General features: G+C 35.7%; 18 protein-coding genes and 2 tRNA genes. 19 read left to right on the forward strand and 1 reads right to left on the reverse strand.

All coding sequences use genetic code 11. The annotated features are described in order from the left end of the window. Positions 1 to 126: 126 nt before the first annotated feature. From ABWU32_RS02020 to ABWU32_RS02055, 8 genes are all read left to right on the forward strand, one after another. Positions 127 to 214, forward strand: a tRNA-Leu gene (locus ABWU32_RS02020). Between the two features lie 29 nt (positions 215 to 243). Next, positions 244 to 1326 (forward strand): GTP cyclohydrolase II, encoded by a 1083-nt coding sequence (locus tag ABWU32_RS02025; protein ID WP_015588756.1) that lies wholly within the window; start codon positions 244 to 246, stop codon positions 1324 to 1326. A gap of 72 nt (positions 1327 to 1398) precedes the next feature. After that, positions 1399 to 2079: a virB8 family protein gene (locus tag ABWU32_RS02030; RefSeq protein ID WP_015588757.1), complete on the forward strand. Its 681-nt coding sequence runs from the start codon at positions 1399 to 1401 to the stop codon at positions 2077 to 2079. After that, positions 2066 to 2866: a P-type conjugative transfer protein VirB9 gene (virB9, locus tag ABWU32_RS02035; RefSeq protein ID WP_015588758.1), complete on the forward strand. Its 801-nt coding sequence runs from the start codon at positions 2066 to 2068 to the stop codon at positions 2864 to 2866. Before ABWU32_RS02030 ends, virB9 begins: the two co-directional genes overlap by 14 nt. Positions 2867 to 2882: 16 nt before the next feature. After that, the gene (locus tag ABWU32_RS02040; protein WP_015588759.1) at positions 2883 to 4379 is read left to right on the forward strand and encodes a TrbI/VirB10 family protein; all 1497 of its coding nucleotides are present in this window, start codon (positions 2883 to 2885) and stop codon (positions 4377 to 4379) included. 1 nt (position 4380) lies between these two features. Then, complete coding sequence (gene virB11 / locus ABWU32_RS02045) at positions 4381 to 5373, forward strand: P-type DNA transfer ATPase VirB11 (protein WP_141456834.1); 993 nt, start codon at positions 4381 to 4383, stop codon at positions 5371 to 5373. A gap of 30 nt (positions 5374 to 5403) precedes the next feature. Continuing rightward, positions 5404 to 7407, forward strand: a complete 2004-nt coding sequence (locus tag ABWU32_RS02050) for a type IV secretory system conjugative DNA transfer family protein (RefSeq protein WP_077188467.1) — start codon at positions 5404 to 5406, stop codon at positions 7405 to 7407. A gap of 121 nt (positions 7408 to 7528) precedes the next feature. Then, the gene (locus tag ABWU32_RS02055; protein WP_141456832.1) at positions 7529 to 8377 is read left to right on the forward strand and encodes a P44/Msp2 family outer membrane protein; all 849 of its coding nucleotides are present in this window, start codon (positions 7529 to 7531) and stop codon (positions 8375 to 8377) included. A gap of 164 nt (positions 8378 to 8541) precedes the next feature. On the opposite strand, the gene prmC is transcribed toward ABWU32_RS02055, so the two are convergent. Further along, on the reverse strand, positions 8542 to 9381 hold the full coding sequence (prmC, locus tag ABWU32_RS02060; protein WP_353278730.1) for a peptide chain release factor N(5)-glutamine methyltransferase: 840 nt from the start codon (positions 9379 to 9381) through the stop codon (positions 8542 to 8544). 1114 nt (positions 9382 to 10495) lie between these two features. Between prmC and rpsL the strand changes: the two genes are divergently transcribed. The 11 genes from rpsL to rplL all read left to right on the forward strand — a co-directional run bounded on the left by rpsL (position 10496) and on the right by rplL (position 17828). Continuing rightward, positions 10496 to 10870: a 30S ribosomal protein S12 gene (rpsL, locus tag ABWU32_RS02065; RefSeq protein WP_006279787.1), complete on the forward strand. Its 375-nt coding sequence runs from the start codon at positions 10496 to 10498 to the stop codon at positions 10868 to 10870. Between the two features lie 5 nt (positions 10871 to 10875). Then, positions 10876 to 11355, forward strand: a complete 480-nt coding sequence (gene rpsG, locus ABWU32_RS02070; RefSeq protein WP_007549313.1) for a 30S ribosomal protein S7 — start codon at positions 10876 to 10878, stop codon at positions 11353 to 11355. A 21-nt stretch (positions 11356 to 11376) separates the two neighbouring features. Further along, positions 11377 to 13452 (forward strand): elongation factor G, encoded by a 2076-nt coding sequence (gene fusA / locus ABWU32_RS02075; RefSeq protein ID WP_141456828.1) that lies wholly within the window; start codon positions 11377 to 11379, stop codon positions 13450 to 13452. An 11-nt stretch (positions 13453 to 13463) separates the two neighbouring features. Further along, positions 13464 to 14636: an elongation factor Tu gene (gene tuf, locus ABWU32_RS02080; RefSeq protein ID WP_141456826.1), complete on the forward strand. Its 1173-nt coding sequence runs from the start codon at positions 13464 to 13466 to the stop codon at positions 14634 to 14636. A 13-nt stretch (positions 14637 to 14649) separates the two neighbouring features. Next, positions 14650 to 14722 (forward strand) — tRNA-Trp (locus ABWU32_RS02085). 19 nt (positions 14723 to 14741) lie between these two features. After that, positions 14742 to 14942 (forward strand): preprotein translocase subunit SecE, encoded by a 201-nt coding sequence (gene secE, locus ABWU32_RS02090; RefSeq protein WP_022626186.1) that lies wholly within the window; start codon positions 14742 to 14744, stop codon positions 14940 to 14942. Further along, positions 14932 to 15768 carry a transcription termination/antitermination protein NusG gene (gene nusG, locus ABWU32_RS02095; protein WP_015588764.1) on the forward strand — a complete coding sequence of 279 codons (837 nt, stop codon included), beginning with the start codon at positions 14932 to 14934 and terminating at the stop codon, positions 15766 to 15768. The genes secE and nusG overlap by 11 nt, the downstream gene beginning before the upstream one ends. Positions 15769 to 15770: 2 nt before the next feature. Continuing rightward, positions 15771 to 16211, forward strand: coding sequence for a 50S ribosomal protein L11 (locus tag ABWU32_RS02100; protein WP_015588765.1), 441 nt, complete (start codon positions 15771 to 15773; stop codon positions 16209 to 16211). 4 nt (positions 16212 to 16215) lie between these two features. Beyond that, a complete protein-coding gene (gene rplA, locus ABWU32_RS02105; RefSeq protein WP_015588766.1) occupies positions 16216 to 16869 on the forward strand; it encodes a 50S ribosomal protein L1 in 654 nt (217 codons plus the stop codon). A gap of 12 nt (positions 16870 to 16881) precedes the next feature. Further along, positions 16882 to 17400: a 50S ribosomal protein L10 gene (gene rplJ, locus ABWU32_RS02110; protein WP_015588767.1), complete on the forward strand. Its 519-nt coding sequence runs from the start codon at positions 16882 to 16884 to the stop codon at positions 17398 to 17400. A gap of 26 nt (positions 17401 to 17426) precedes the next feature. Continuing rightward, a complete protein-coding gene (rplL, locus tag ABWU32_RS02115) occupies positions 17427 to 17828 on the forward strand; it encodes a 50S ribosomal protein L7/L12 (RefSeq protein WP_015588768.1) in 402 nt (133 codons plus the stop codon). The last annotated feature ends 30 nt before the right edge of the window (positions 17829 to 17858 follow it).

Here is a 17858-nt window from a genome sequence, read left to right on the forward strand (position 1 = left end):
ACAAAATTCATAATCAAATTATACAAACAATTTCTAAATTATTCTAGTATCAGATTGACACTCTAGATGAAAAATTCTAAAATGATTAAGTAATTTAAAATAATTATATAAAAACTAGAATATAGTGCGGCCGTGGTGGAATTGGTAGACACGCAGCGTTGAGGTCGCTGTGGCTCATAAGGCCTTGGAAGTTCAAGTCTTCTCGGCCGCACCAGTTTTTATCGCTGTTTAATATGGGTAAAAATGTTTATAGGAAATCAGAGTAGCAATAAGGTAGAAAGAGCTATCAGCGAAATCAGGCGCGGTCGGCCAATTGTAATATATGATGAAAGTAATTACCTATTGTTTGCTGCTGCTGAGGCTTTAGAAAGAGATTTATTTAATCAATACAAGCTTACATCAAGTAATGTATATGTTACTTTAACTTCAAGTAAGGTAAAATACATATCTCAGAATAAAGAACATAACAGCAAACGTCTGTTGGTGAATAATTTTGATGAACTGCTCTATTTAATAAACTGTTCAAAGGAAGATTGCATAAAAGAGTTGCAATGCTCAAAGACAATAGATGAATGTGCTATTGCCTTGCTTAAGTTCTCAGAATTATTGCCATACGCGTTAGTGGCTGATATGACTTTTGAGAATAACCATGAAATGCGAAATTGGTGCGAGAAAAATGACGTTATTGCACTGGACACGTCATTCATAAATAATTTTCAAGAAAATCAGGATGTATATGAAGTGTGCAAAACATCATTATTTTTAAAACAGACTCAAGAAGTAAATATCATATCTTATAGAACCGAAAGTGGTGGAAGAGAACATCATGCAATTATCATTGGCAATCCAGATAAAGATGACGAACCATTAGTGAGAATTCATTCTTCGTGCTATACGGGTGACTTGTTAGATAGCTTATCATGCGATTGCAGAAGTCAGTTACATCAAGCAATTCAAATGATAGCTGACTTTGGAAGTGGTATTATATTGTATTTGATGCAGGATGGAAGAGGTATTGGTTTAACTAATAAGTTAAGAGCATACAGTATGCAAAGAGAACATAACCTTGATACTGTTGATGCAAATAGAATATTGGGTTTTGAAGATGATGAAAGGAGTTTTGTTGTTGCAGCTAAAATGCTTAAGAAATTGAACATTAACAAAATCCAATTACTTACAAACAATGATAGGAAATTGTCAGAATTGGAAAGTAGTGGTATAGAGGTTACAAAGTGTCTACCACTTATTGTGGAACGTAATAAATATAACGATTCATATATGGAGACAAAGTTTGGTAAGCTAGGCCATAAGTTAAGAGTTTTTTAGCTTTTTTGTTGTAACTACTTTGTTAATTTGCTATGTTTATTAACACAAGTTAAGATTTTTAAGAATATTAAAATGCTAAGATTTTTTAAGCGAGAGAAAAGTACTGAATCGTTAGATAAGGATATAAATTGGAATTCAAACCGCTACAGCACAGTTATTGCTCAAAGGAATATTCTACTTTTATTTGCGTTAATATTATTAGCAACGATCTCTATCAGCATATTAGTCATATTTAAAATTAGCACAAGTAGCACTATTGAGCCATTTGTTATAGAAATTGACAAGAAATCTGGAATAGTGCAATTGGTTGATCCTGTCACAGTAAAGCAGTATTCTGCAGATGAAGCGCTGAACGATTATTTTATTTCAGAGTATATAAAAGCAAGGGAGGTTTTTGATCCATATCATTATAATTATAACTATTATACAAAGGTGAGGTTGTTTTCCTCATCTAATGTGTATAATGAATTTAGAAATTATATAGGATCGCAGAATATGGATGATCTTTTTAATTTATATTCAGATACCAAAAATGAATTTAAAATTCGCTCGATTCAAAAATTGGGTAACGATGCTCTTCAGGTGAGGTTTTTTGTGGAATTTATACGGAAAGATGGAAGTTCCACAAGAAAAAATAAGATAGTTATTATGTCATATAGATATGCATCGCTTGAAATGAATGATCAGCAAAGATATATTAACCCATTAGGGTTTCAAGTTATTTCATATAGAGTAGATGATGAATATGTATAGGATATTATTAGTTTTAGTTTTACTTGTAAGTAGCAATTTAAACGCATCCATTAATTATAATGAACCTATTTCTGTAGATAGTAGAATAAAGACTTTTGTGTATAGCCCTAATGAAGTATTTACGGTGGTTTTTAGTCAGGGTTACTATTCTTATATTGAATTTGCGGAAGGAGAAAAAGTTAAAAATATCGCTGTTGGTGATGCATCAAGTTGGAAAATTAATCCTTATGACAATAAATTGCTTATCATGCCATTTGAAGTTAGTAGCCGCACTAACATGATTATTACGACAACTAAAAAAAGAAATTACATTTTTGATTTAATCTCAAGGCCAAACTACGATAAATACCTGGACACTAATGCTAAGAAAGTGGATCACGATTATTCTGCTGAAAAGGATATATCTTACGTAGTACGTTTTTATTATCCTCAAGAAGAAGGTGAATTTGATGTTGATTTAGATGAGGTTTCTTTACCTACTCAAATGCAGTATACTACAGACAAGCTAGAAAAAATAATACAAGAAAATGATACGAAGTATAATTATACATATATTGATGAAGGTGGTAATGCGGATATAGTTCCGATTGAGTTATTTGATGATGGTTATTTAACCTATTTAAAATTTAGAAATAATAATAAAATACCTCAGATTTTTGTAGAAGGGGAGGATAAACCTTGTAAAAGGCTGTTATTTGATGATTATGTTATAATAAAAGGGGTACATAAAAAGCTATTTATGCGTTATGAAGATGATGAAGTTGAAATTATAAATAGGTCACTTTAGCTGTGGTACATGCAATATGAATAAAGAAAGGCGTAACAATTCAGAAGATGAGTCAGAAATAGAGAACAAGGTAGTAACAGTTGGCTCTAATCAAGGTCATAGGGCATTGATGGTTATGATTTTAGTGCTTCTGGTTGGTGTAGTGTATTATTTCTATTTTAGTCCTTCTCATAAAGAGGATTCAGAAGTTATTAAAAAAGAGGAAACAAAGCAAAACGTTCAAGAATTTAAAGGAAAGTTGGAACAAGTTCCAGATAATGTAATAGTTCCAGAAAGAATAATAACCGATTCCTTACCACCCTTACCTCCTCTTCCTACACCACAAATCGTACCAGAAATAAAACAAATTAAAAAAGAAGAAGAGAAACCAAAAGAAACCCCTGTGTCAAATATACCTATTTTGCCAAAGCCAAATTTTCCTTCTAGTAATGTTATTAGCAATTTACCTACCTCGTTTCCTACAATAGGGGGCGGAGGTTATCCTAGAGACAGACGTAGTGCACAAATGTTAACAATTTCAGGTAGTAGTGGAGAGAACAAGGCTGCTGATGCTATTTTATCCGACACTTCAGCACAGTCGAGCAAAGCTACCAGAGTAGGAAAGCTTGGTTTAATGATTACTCAAGGTAAAATTATTGATGCTGTTCTTGAAACTGCAATAAATTCTGATCTGCAAGGAATGCTGCGTGCTATGGTGAGTAGAGATGTTTATGCAGAAACTGGTGATACAGTTTTAATACCTAAAGGCTCAAGATTGATAGGTAGTTATTCATTTGACTCGAATGTTGCTAAATCTCGTGTAAATATAAACTGGAATAGAGTGATTCTGCCACATGGAATAGATGTTGCCATCTCATCACTTAGTACTGACGAGCTTGGTAGAGCAGGGATAGCGGGAATAGTTGATAATAAAATAGTAAGTGCGTTATTCTCTTCAGTGGCACTTGCTGGTGTTTCAATTAGTTCGGCTGTTATAGGGCAAAAGGCTTCTAATCTTATCGATGCGCTAACTGCCATGGATGCAGTGAAGTCTATTACTGCAACTGAAATAGATATTTCTTCTCTCAAAGGGGCTATTGTTGAGAGATTGGAGGATGCTATAAAAACTGAAGTTGGGAAGGTAGGAGACGAAAAATGGAAATTGGGTCTTAGGGCTATTGAAAAAATTCGGAATGCTAAAAGTGATCAGGATTTACTGAGAATAATAAAGGAAGAAATAGTAAGTGTGATAAAAAGTTCTGGAGCTAGTGGAGTTGATGCAATTACTAGTGACAATATCGGTATAACTTTAGACGATGTACGTCAACTGTTGAGGCAAACTCAGAAAAGAAGCAAATCTGTTTATGATGAAGCAATCGGGAAATCAATCAATGATTTTTCTAAAGACATGCGAGATATAGTGGGCAGATATACAGATAAAAAACCAACTATTTATGTTGATCAAGGCACTGCATTGAAAGTATTTGTTAACCAAGATATAGTATTTCCTCCACAGGCAATATTAAATCAATGAAATGAACTATGCTGCACTTGATACATATTTGGAGCCATTACAGGGCATATTTCAAGAAGAAGGCGTAAATGAAATATCAATAAATAAGCCAAAGGAAGTATGGATTGAAAATCGTGGTGAAGTAAGGTGTGAAAAATTAGAAATATTCGATCTTAACCATTTGAAATCTCTTGGCAGACTGATTGCTCAAGCTACAGAACAAAAGCTTAGCGAAGAAGCGCCGTTACTTTCGGCAACATTACCAAATGGTTATCGTATACAGATAGTATTTCCGCCAGCATGTGAGCCTGATAAAGTAGTCATGTCGATTCGTAAGCCTTCTAGCATGCAATTAGCACTCGATGATTACGAAAAAATGGGGGCTTTTTCTGAAACTGTTACAGAAGCAACTGATAATCCAGTTGACCGTCATTTGGATTTACTGTTAAGGCAAAAAAAAATAAAAGAGTTTTTAGAATACGCTGTAATAAGTAAGAAAAATATTATAATTAGTGGTGGAACTTCCACTGGTAAGACTACTTTTACTAATGCTACTTTGCGTGCTATTCCAGATGAGGAAAGAATTATTACTGTTGAGGATGCAAGGGAAATCGTTTTGAACGATCATCCCAATAAAGTCCATCTAATTGCCTCTAAAGGAGGGCAGGGCAGAGCAAAAGTAACCACTCAAGATTTGATAGAAGCGTGCTTACGTTTAAGGCCAGACAGAATAATAGTTGGTGAGCTCCGTGGAGCGGAAGCTTTTAGTTTTCTTAGGGCGATAAATACTGGTCACCCTGGATCAATATCAACCCTTCATGCGGATAGTCCAACAATGGCCCTTGAGCAAATAAAACTGATGGTTATGCAAGCAAACCTTGGCATTCCTCCAGACCAAATTATACCATACATTAGAAATGTGATTGATATTGTTATTCAGCTAAAAAGAACCGGTGGGGGCAAAAGAAGCATTTCTGAGATATTATTTACTAGATCTGCGAGCGAAAATGCTTAAATTTATACATAAGTTAAGGAAGAGTAGTTTATGAGTAATGGAAATCACCTACGTAATATTCTCATAGGAGGTGTAGTAGCTTTTAGCGTACTTGAGTTTTGCTTCTATCTATCTGGTATATTGTTTGTTCTGTTTGCTGATGGTCCGGATGCTGTGGATTTTAAGGCAATTAATCCTAGTTTGACGCCTTTCCCTCAAGCTCTTTGGCCAACGATTTTTGATCATATACAATATTGTTGGCATCATCCAGAGTTATATAGCCTTGAGCTCAAAATCACATTAATTATATCTTCTGCACTGCCTATCATTGTTTTAATGATTATCTTATGGAATTTAAGAGAAAGGATAATTGAGTGGCGACCATTTAAAAAGAAGGAATCACTTCATGGAGATTCGCAGTGGGCATCAGAGAAAGACATACGAAAAGCAGGATTAAGAAGCAAAAAGGGATTATTGCTTGGTAAAGATAAAAGAGGATACTTCATTTCTGATGGGTTTCAGCATGCATTGTTATTTGCACCTACAGGTTCTGGTAAGGGTGTTGGCTTTGTAATTCCTAATTTATTATTTTGGACTGACTCGGTAATTGTACACGACATAAAATTAGAAAACTATGAAATAACAAGTGGTTGGCGAGAACGACAAGGACAAAAAGTATACGTATGGAATCCAGCGCAGCCAGATGGAATAAGTCACTGTTACAATCCATTACAATGGATTAGTGAAAAACCTGGGCAGATGGTTGACGATGTGCAGAAAATAGCTAACCTAATCATGCCTGAACAAGACTTTTGGCAGAATGAAGCAAGAAGCTTATTTGTTGGAGTGGTATTATACTTACTTGCTGCACCAGAGAAAGTTAAATCTTTTGGTGAAGTTGTGCGTACGATGCGTAGTGATGACGTGGTTTATAATCTTGCTGTTGCTCTTGATACAATGGGTAAAATACTACACCCTGTAGCATATATGAATATTGCAGCTTTTTTACAAAAAGCTGATAAAGAAAGGTCAGGTGTTGTATCAACCATGAACTCATCACTTGAATTGTGGGCAAACCCATTGATTGATACTGCAACTGCGTCAAGTGATTTTAATATTCTAGATTTTAAAAAGAAGAAAATTACAGTTTATGTTGGTTTAACTCCTGACAACTTGACTAGGCTCAGGCCTTTAATGCAGGTTTTTTACCAACAGGCAACTGAGTTTTTATGTAGAAAATTGCCATCGGATGACGAGCCTTATGGCGTATTGTTTTTAATGGATGAGTTTCCTACACTTGGAAAAATGGAGCAATTTCAAACAGGTATTGCATATTTTCGTGGTTATCGAGTTAGGTTATTCTTAATTGTTCAAGATACTGAGCAGCTCAAAGGAATATACGAAGAAGCAGGGATGAACTCCTTTTTGTCAAACTCGACTTACAGAATAACTTTTGCAGCCAATAATATTGAAACAGCTAATTTAATATCGCAACTTATAGGAAACAAAACTGTACAACAAGAATCGTTGAATAAGCCTAAATTTTTAGATTTAAATCCTGCTTCAAGGTCATTACATATCTCTGAAATACAGAGAGCATTGCTATTGCCTCAAGAAGTTATTATGTTGCCACGTGACGATCAGATAATTTTAATAGAGTCGACTTACCCAATTAAATCAAAGAAAATTTTGTACTACAGTGATACCACCTTCACAAGAAGGCTGCTCAAACAAACTCGTGTGCCTACACAAGAACCATATGACCCAAACAAAGTTCTTTCTGCCGCTGCGAGCAAAGATAAGGTTAATAACGAGGGGAATAATGTTCTTGAGGGACCTAATTCAGTTGATTATCCTGCTGAAACTAAAACCGAAGATGCAGTATATGATGAATCAGATGAATTTGCAGACGAAGATATTGATGATGAAGATATCGACGATAAGTTTGAAGATGATGACGAGGAAGATGAGGATAGGAGCGATGATGGGTTTGATGACGAAGAAGAGGAGGATGAATTTGAAGATGAGGATAAATTAAAAAATGACGAGAAGTAAGGTTAACTTTGCCTATTTTTAGCTCAGAAAAGTGCAAGTTATGTAAATAATTAGCTTTTTCATATTAAGCCATTTTTAATTAATTAGTATTAGATTAGCTATTTTAACTAGGGGAGTAGTAATGATTAGTAAAAAAACATTAGCAGTTACAGCATTTGCTTTATTGTTGTCACAACAATCTTTTGCAAGTGAAACAGAAGGGTTTTACTTTGGTAGTAGGTATTACGGTCAATATTTAAATAACACAAGCGTACTAAAAACAAGCACTACAGGTATCAAAAATTTGTCTATAAATGACAGGGGTGCTCAGAACACAGAAGGTCAGTCACTAAGTGAGTATAAAGGAGATTATAATCCACCTTTTGCTGCAAATGTGGCATTTGGTTACACAGGAGAATTGGGTAACAACAGCTATAGGGCTGAATTGGAAGGGATGTATTCTTCTGTAAAAGTGGATAATATTGGTTTAACAAGTAGCCAAATAACTGTTTCATACCTAAAGGAGACTGGTGAGGATCCTAATAAAGAAACTTATCTCTATAGTGCTGCAGTTAGTCATGACCAAATTGAGAACATATCTGTAATGGCAAATGTTTATCATCATTGGAAAAGTGACCGTTTCTCTTTTTCTCCTTACGTTGGTATTGGGATCGGTGCAACAAGAATGACGATGTTTGAAAAACCGTCAATAAGACCCGCAGGTCAATTAAAAGCTGGCTTTGACTATCGCATAAACGAAGATGTAAATATGCATATCGGATATAGAGGTTTTGGTGCTATTGGTAGCGATATTAAGCTTACAGCAAAAAGGTTAGGACAAGTGGTAGACGACCCTAATAATGATAAAAAAAAGAAGCTTAATCCTAGCTCAGGTAGCAAAGTAACTGAGGAAATAAATATAGGTAATCAACTATTTCACACACACGGTATAGAGGCTGGTCTTACTTTCCATTTTGCCAGCAAAGCTTAAACATGTTGCCCTTTAAAAAATGCATAAAACCGTTCCTGTCGTCCTATGGCTTGACCATAGGATCTAGTTAAATATAGATCCAAGTAGTCACGCTACTTGGATGACTAGGTAGAGGGTACTGGGATGATATAGGATAATATGGGATGAAGGCAAAAAAACATTAGCTATGTTCTTTTCACAACAATGCATCTCTTCATTCCCGCTAAGTCATATACATATTCCTGAAAAGCTAATTCGTATGAGGGGATTATTTTGTCAATATTGCTTTGATCTTCACCTATCTCCAATATCGCAAACCCATTTTTTTTAAGGCACTTTCTCAATATTGGAAAAATGCTCAAATAACAGCTCAAACCATCAATACCACCATCAAGGGCAATTCTTGGTTCCTTTTGCACTTCAGCTTGCAAGTCTTTCAATTTGCTTCTTTTAATATATGGAGGATTACTGATTATAAGATCGAATGAACCTCTGCACTCTGTCCACGAACTTGGAAGTATTTTGGCTCTGCTGAGAAGATCATGTTTTTTTGTGTTCTGATAGGCAACTTTATATGCTTCCAAGCTTTTTTCAAAACCGACGCCAACAGCATATTCATACTCACTAAGTACGGATATCAATAAACAACCTGTGCCTGTACCAAAATCTGCAATTTTTAGTTTCTGTTTTTTGTTTGGGTAATATTTTAACACTGCTAGGATTATTGTTTCACTATCTGGCCTTGGATCTAAAACATGCTGGTTAACTATAAAATTTTTACTCCAGAATTCACGATTACCTATTATTTGCGATATTGGATATCTTTCCGCTCTTTTTTTTGTTAATTTCCAAAATAAAAGTTCTTTCTCCATCGGCACTTGATCAGCATGGTTCACAATTATAAATGATCTTTCCACTCCAAGTACGTGCTGCATGATGATTTCACAATCTAAATGTGGTGATTCAACTTTATGTGACGATAATAACTCCGATCCTTCTTGAATTAAAGTGCTGATTGTTTTCATTATTCTAAAAATATGTTTCTTTCAGCCAAAAATAGCAAGATGAGCTTCCAGTTTAGGGTAGCTGCGCTAAATCCCAGTGTCAAGCACGCAGCTGTACGAACATTGCAATTTGCAGATCCAAGTAGCTTGACTACTTGGATCCAGCTAAGTTGGTGAGCATAAAAGTATAGCTAATGCGAGCTTTACGTCATACCGTCACGGTATCTCTAGATTCCGCTAACACGTAGCGGGACGACGAGGTCAGGGTGTCATCCTAGTACCTTCTCCTGTCATCCCAGTGCCCTGACTACTTGGATCCAGGAAAAAGAATGGTGTCATCCAAGTAGCCTCCCTCCCCTGTCATCCCAGTGCCCAGACACTGAGATCCAGAAAAGTTTGCTTGTAAGCAAGCAAACTAGCACAGAAAGTGGTTACAACATTTTCGATGAGATTATATGGAAAACTGGATTCCAGTGTCAAGCACTGGAATGACACCTTCCTGCTCAGTTCATGTTGCCATAAATATTAAGAAATTTACCAAGCAAAAAAAAAGGCAAAAGAAGCCCTAGTCATTGTCTATTTTCAGTATTGGCGTTTTTTAAGTCTTAAACACTGCAATTTAGCTGCTTTTAAATGCAACTCACCTTAGTTTAAATGTTTAAGAAATTTACTAAGCAGAAAAAAAGGCAAAAGATATCCCGTATTAGCTAGTTGTCACTCTCTAATCCTGCAAATTGGCGTACTATACTGTCTTAAACGCTTTATAAGCGCGTTTCAGCTTATATAGGTAAAAACCCAGAAATGTTGTGAAGACGTAAAGTGTGCATAGTGCAAAAAATTAAAAATAAGACGCCAATTACGTAATACTGTTGTCATTTAATCTGCACAGATTGAAGATAAATGAATACCTTCAGTACCATGATAATGGGGCTGGCGAAGGGTGTCAAGTAAGTTTTTTCGTTTCTACTGAATGACAGTTGTGGCTTGGGAGGTAGTGCAAGAAGTCTACTGATGGCTTTCAAGGCAGTTGAGCTTAATTATTAGAGTAGTAATGTTTATTTTTATATTGACTATTGAGGTTTATTATTTTATAACTAAAAACTTAGTTATTTTAATGAGCTTGAGTTTATAACATATGCCTACGATAAATCAATTAATACGTAAGGGTAGATTAGGATTGACCCATAAGAAAAAGGTACCAGCTTTGGGAGAAAGCAACCCTCAAAGGAGAGGTGTTTGCACTAAGGTGTATACTACAACTCCTAGAAAGCCTAACTCAGCACTCCGTAAAGTAGCCAGAGTAAAAATTAGTGGGTATGGTGAAGTGACGGCTTATATACCTGGTGAAGGTCATAATTTACAAGAACACTCTGTTGTTTTGATACGTGGTGGGCGGGTTAAAGATTTGCCAGGTGTGCGTTATCACATAATAAGAGGTGCCCTTGATCTGCGTGGTGTGCAAAATCGAAAGAAAGCTCGTTCAAAATATGGTGTAAAGAAATCTGGTTAAAGTTTATGGCTCGTCGGAATAAAGCAAAAAAAAGAGAAATAAGTCCTGATTCGCGTTACGGCAGTGTTTTGCTGATGCGTTTCATTAATACAATCATGAAATGTGGTAAAAAATCTACTGCAGAAAAGATTATCTATGACGCTTTGTCTTTAGCTGAAAAGAAAATAGGCGAAGGTGGGTTATCAATTTTTGAGACAGCAGTAGGAAATGTTACTCCTTCTATAGAAGTGCGTTCTCGACGCATTGGTGGTGCAACTTATCAAGTACCTGTTGAAGTTCGACAAGATAGAGCGGTTTCTTTAGCGTTAAGGTGGATTGCTAAAGCAACTTCTGCTGCTCGAAAAAAGAGTGGAAAAACCACTGTTGATTGTTTGCAATCTGAAATACTGGATGCTTATAATAAACGCGGTGGTGCGTTTAAGATGTGCGAAGAAAAATATAAAATGGCTGAAGCTAATAAGGCATTTTCTCATCTTCGTTTTTAATGTTAGCTAATTAATTGTGATATGGAAATTGGAATATCTAAATACAGAAATATAGGGATAATGGCTCACATAGATGCTGGTAAGACTACCACAACAGAGCGTATTTTATTTTATACTGGTAAGCAAAATAGAATTGGTGAAGTGCACGATGGTGCAGCTTCTATGGATTGGATGGAGCAGGAAAAAGAGCGTGGTATTACAATCACATCTGCTGCAACAACATGTTTTTGGAATGATCATAGGGTCAATATAATAGACACTCCTGGTCACGTTGATTTCACTATTGAAGTTGAGAGATCTTTAAGGGTTTTGGATGGTGCAGTTGCTGTATTTGATGGAGTTGCTGGAGTTGAACCTCAATCTGAGACAGTGTGGCGTCAAGCTGATAAATATAGCGTTCCTCGTATCTGCTTTGTTAATAAGATGGATAGAATAGGGGCAAATTTTTATCGATGTGTTGATATGATAAAGACGAAGCTTGGTGCAGCACCTTTAGTTATTCATTTACCAATAGGGAGTGAGAAAGATTTCAAAGGTATAATTGACCTTATTTCTATGAAAGCCATTATATGGCAAGAAGAAACGTTGGGCGCTAAATTTTCTTATGAAGATATTCCTTCTGATTTGCTTGATAAGGCTCAAGAATATCGAAATCTTTTATTAGATGCTGCAGCTGAGATGGATGATGAAGCGATGAATACTTACTTTGAGTCTAATGATCTGCCAGTGGATTTACTGAAAAAATGCGTGAGAAATGGGACCATTAAAGGAAAATTTGTTCCTGTGTTATGTGGATCAGCTTTTAAAAATAAAGGCGTACAACCACTTTTAGATGGTGTAGTTGACTTTTTACCTTCTCCTATTGATGTTGATGTAATTGTTGGAATTGATCCTAAAGATTCAGAAAAGAAAATTGAGGTCAAACCTTCAGAAAAAGAGAAATTTGTTGCTCTTGCATTTAAAGTGATGACGGATAAATTTGTAGGCAGCTTGACGTTTATCCGTATTTATTCTGGTAAATTAAAGTCTAAATCTACCGTTTCAAATGCGTTAAAAAACGAAACTGAAGGGATTGGCAGAATGTTACTTATGCATGCAAATAACCGAGAAGATATAACTGAGGCTAGGGCTGGAGATATAGTTGCTTTAGTTGGGCTAAAGAAAACAACCACCGGAGATACTTTATGTTCTGTTGATTTTCCTATATTATTGGAGCGTATGGAATTTCCTGAGCCTGTTATTGAAATTGCTGTGGAACCTAAAACCACTTCAGATCAGGAAAAATTAGGTATTGCTCTAAATAGGTTGGTTGCAGAAGATCCTTCTTTGAGAATGTCAGTAAATGCGGAAAGTGGCCAGACTATATTGAAAGGCATGGGTGAGCTCCATCTTGAGATTATTGTTGATAGAATGAAGCGCGAATTTAACGTTGAGGCTAACGTCGGTGCTCCTCAGGTTGCATATCGTGAAACTATCACTAAATCTGTTGAAATTGATTACATTCATAAAAAACAATCTGGTGGAGCTGGTCAGTTTGCTAAGGTTAAAATAAAATTTGAACCTCTTGAGCCTGGTTCTGGGTTTCAATTTGAAAGTAAAATTGTAGGTGGTGCTATTCCAAAAGAGTATATTCCTGGGGTAGAAAATGGCTTGGAGTTGATAAAAGAAGGTGGTGTAATTTCGGGATTTCCGTTGATTGATTTTAAGGCTACCCTTCTTGATGGTGCTTTTCATGAGGTTGATTCTAGTCCTTTAGCTTTTGAACTTGCTGCTAAAGGTGCTTTTAAAGAGATGGCAAATAAAGCTGGTCCAAAAATGCTGGAGCCTATAATGAAAGTTGAAATCATTACTCCTGAAGAATATATGGGTGATGTTATGGGTGATATAAATAGTAGAAGAGGAAATGTTGCTGATATGCTCGATTTAGGTAATAATAGTAAAATAATTACTGCTTCGGTACCTCTTGCAAATATGTTTGGTTATATCAACGTTTTGCGTTCTATGTCTCAGGGAAGGGCGCAGTATAGTATGCATTTTTCTTGTTATGAGCAAGTGCCACAATATGTGGTTGATGAGTTAAAGTTAGAGTATAATTAAGGGTAATAATTATGACAGCAGTAGTGGAAGCATTTGGAAAGCCGCATGTAAATGTGGGAACAATAGGACATGTGGATCATGGGAAGACGACGTTAACAGCGGCGATAACGAAGCATTATGGAAATTTTGTAGCGTACGATCAGATAGATAAAGCGCCAGAAGAAAGGAAGAGGGGGATAACGATAGCAACAGCGCATGTTGAGTATCAGACGGAAAAAAGGCATTATGCACACGTTGATTGTCCTGGACACGCTGACTATGTAAAGAACATGATAGTAGGTGCAGCACAGATGGATGCGGCGATATTGGTAGTGTCGGGGGTTGATGGGCCAATGCCACAAACGAGAGAGCATATATTGCTGGCGAAGCAGGTAGGTGTTGGATATATCGTGGTGTATATAAATAAAGCTGATGTTGCTGATACTGATATGATAGATTTAGTAGAAATGGAAGTGAGGGAATTACTGAGTAAATACGGATTTCCAGGGGATGAAGTGCCTGTGGTGGTTGGTTCAGCGCTCAAGGCGCTGGAGGATGACAGCAGCGAATATGGAAAGAAATCAATAGACAAATTGATGGAAAAGTTAGATGAATATGTAGCGGTTCCACCAAGGCCTGTGGATTTACCATTTTTATTGCCAATCGAAGATGTATTTTCGATATCGGGGCGAGGAACAGTGGTAACAGGAAGAATAGAGAAGGGAGAGATAAAGACGGGAGAAGAGATAGAGATAATAGGTCTGAAAGCGACGCAAAAGACGATATGCACAGGTGTTGAGATGTTTAAGAAGTTGCTGGATAAGGGAAGTGCAGGACTCAATGTAGGAATATTGTTAAGAGGAACAAAAAGAGAAGAAGTGGAGAGAGGGCAAGTATTAGCGAAACCGGGGACGATAACACCGCATAGAAAGTTTAAGGCGGAGGTTTATATATTAAAGAAAGAGGAAGGAGGAAGGCATACACCATTTTTTGCGAATTACCAGCCACAGTTTTATTTAAGGACAACGGATGTAACTGGGAGCATAAAATTGCTAGATGGGAAGGAGATGGTAATGCCAGGAGATAATGTGAGTGTAGAAGTAGAATTGCAAGTACCGATAGCAATGGATAAGGGATTGCGTTTTGCGATAAGAGAAGGCGGTAGAACTGTTGGTTCTGGTGTTGTTTCTGAAATTTTGGAGTGAGAGTTTGAGTTATAGGAGTGTAGCTCAATTGGTAGAGCGCTGGTCTCCAAAACCAGAGGTTGTAGGTTCAATTCCTATCGCTCCTGCATTAATGTTGTGGTGGAAATGTTAAAAAGTTTGTGTGGTTTTTTCTGTGATATAAAGCAAGAAATACGAAGAATTGCTTGGGTAAAGAAACAGGAGGTGTTGTCATCTCTATTTGTTGTAATGATTGTTATATTATGCTTTTCGATTTTCTTCTGTTTTGTGGATTTTATGTCTCTTTACGTAATTAAGGCTTTATTTGGAATTATTTATGGAATGTGAATATAAATGGTATATCATTAAAGTTGATTATGGATATGAGCAAAACATACGCGAATTGGTAAGTAATGCTGTTTATTTTAAGGAAGTGTTTATTCCTTATCAAACGGTATGTAATTCAAAGTCTGATATAAAAGAGTTATGTGAAGTGTATGTATATATGCATCTGTGTGATGAAAGCAAAAATATTTTGAATCAAACGCCTGGATTCTGTAGTGGCGAATCTGGTGATTTTGAGATGATTTCAGATGATGAGATAAGTTTAAAGTGTAAAGAATTTAATAGATATAAATGGTATATCTTGAGAGTTGCTTCCAATTGTGAAGAGAAAGTGCGCCAACATATATTGGAAAATTCTATGAGATTGGGTGTTAATGATTACTTTAAGGAAGTTTTTATTCCATATGAAGAGCTAAGTGAAATAGAGTTAAAATCTAAGAAAATTGCTACACGAAGGAAATGCTTTCCTGGTTATGTCTTTTTATACGTGAATTTATGCGATGAAGTATTGAATTTTATCAATAATATACCAAAATCTCTTAAGGTTTATGGATTTTTGAAAAATGGTAATATTCCAAAGGTAATTTTGGATGATGAGATTCACTCAATGTGTAATGCACTTTATAATGCTCAAGAGACAAAGAAGTTAGGTTATGGTTATGAAAAAGGTGAAAAAGTGAAAATTAATGATGGTCTTTTTCAAAATTTTACTGGTAAGGTAAATATGGTAAACGATGAGAAAAAAATTATTAATGTGGAAGTATCGATTTTAGGTAAGCCGACAATAATAGAGCTTGATCTGGCTCAAGTAGAGAAAATAGAGGATTAATTATGAGTGTTGTAGTTGCTAAGATTAACTTACTTATGGAAGCTGGAAAAGCAGTTCCAGGACCAAAAATTGCTTCAGTACTTGGTCCGCGTGGTATACCTGTTCCTAAGTTTTGTGAAGCTTTTAATAAAGTTACTAGCGCTGCTAACGCTAATTATAAAGTAGGTGATTTAGTAACAGTGCGAATTTCCATAAAGGATGATCGCTCTCATGATTTTACTGTCAGCGGTCCTCCTGTGGCTTATTTACTTAAGCAGGAAGCTAAATTAAGTAAAGGTTCTGGTAATCCTGGTAAAGAATTAGTGGCTAAATTACCTATGTCTGCTATAATTAAAGTGGCAAAGTGCAAGATGGTTGATATGAAAGTGGATAATGAAGATTCAGCAGTGAAAATGGTTGTAGGCACTGCAAAATCTATGGGTATAGAAGTTGTGGAAGGTTAGGTAAATGAATACATATAATGGTAATCCTAAGCAGTGTTTGGAGAAGATTGTTGAGTCTGCTTCAGCAAAATTTAATGAATCAGTTGATGTTGCGGTCAATCTAGGCGTAGATTCATGTAAATCTGAAGAGCAGGTGCGTGGTACAGTAGTTTTGCCTAAAGGTATCGGGAAGAATATTAAAGTAGCTGTTTTCGCTCAAGATAAACATTTATTAGAAGCTGAAAAAGCTGGTGCTGATATTGCAGGAGGAGAGGATTTAGTTGAAGAAATAAAAAAAGGTAGAAAATTAGATGTTGATTGGTGCATTACTACTCCTGATTTTATGGCAAAAATCACTCCTATTGCAAAAGTATTGGGTGCTAAAGGGCTGATGCCTAACCCTAAATTTGGTACTGTGACTTCTAACATTGCAGAAGCTATTAAAACCATTAAGTCTGGTCAGATAAAATTTAGAACAGATAAAAATGGTGTTATTCATGGTAAATTAGGAAATATTAAATTTGATATTGATGACTTGCTAGAAAATTTAAAAGCCTTTCTTAAAGTAATTAAAGATAATAAACCTATTTCTGTGAAAGGAGTTTACTTTAAGGGTGTTTTTTTAAATTCAACTATGGGTAAAGCTTATAAGATAAGCAAAGTGGAAGATATAATTTAAGGGAGCGATACCGTGAAGCGTAAAAATAAGGATGAATTTATACAGAACACAATAAACGTATTTGTAAATAATGATTTCTTAATATTAGTAAATTTTAAATCTATAAATGCTAATGATTCATTAATCCTGAGGAATAACCTGAAGTCTATAACAGGTGGGGTATTAGTAGTTAAAAATACTCTGGCTCGCTTGGCTTTGGAAAGGACTGGCAAATTTTCTTATTTATCAGGCAAATTTTCTGGTCCTGTTGCTATTATATACTCTAGTGGCATAGTAGAAGCTGCAAAGTTAATAGTTGATTTTGCTAATGCTAACAAAGAAAAAATGTCTGTGATTTGCGCGGCTCATTTAAATGAATTGTTAACAGTGGAAGATGTTAATAAACTGGCTAAGTTGCCTTCTCTGGATGAATTGCGTGTTAAAATTATGCGTTTAATATCTTATGATATTCCTGCTCGATTGGCGTTGTCTATTAATTCATCTTCTATGAGGCTTATGAGAGTTTTGGATTATTATAGTTCTAAAAAATAAATTTATTGTTAAGTAAGGTGGTAATTATGAGTAATGTAACAAGTGATTTGGTTGATAAAATATTATCTTTAAATCTATTAGAGGCTTCTGAACTTGTAAAAGTTCTAGAAGAGAAAATAGGGTTGCCTGCTGGTTCTTTTCTTGGTGGAGCTGTTGGTGCTGGGGCGCCTGTTGGCGATAATGCTGCTGCTCCTGCTGCTCAAGAGAAAGTTGAATATAAAGTTGTGATTAAAGAAATTGATGCGAGTAAAAAAATAGGAGTTATTAAAGCTGTGAGAGAGGTTAATTCTACATTGGGTTTAAAAGAAGCAAAAGAGTTGGTTGAATCTTTACCTAAAGATTTGACTGCTAATGTTCCTAAAGACGAAGCAGAAAAAATCAAGCAAAAACTTATTGAAGCAGGAGCAACTAAAGTGGAGCTTGAATAATATTTAATGTATTAATTTTATATTGATATA

Origin of the sequence: Wolbachia endosymbiont (group A) of Udea olivalis (assembly GCF_964028365.1) — a bacterium.
Lineage (GTDB): Bacteria > Pseudomonadota > Alphaproteobacteria > Rickettsiales > Anaplasmataceae > Wolbachia > Wolbachia pipientis.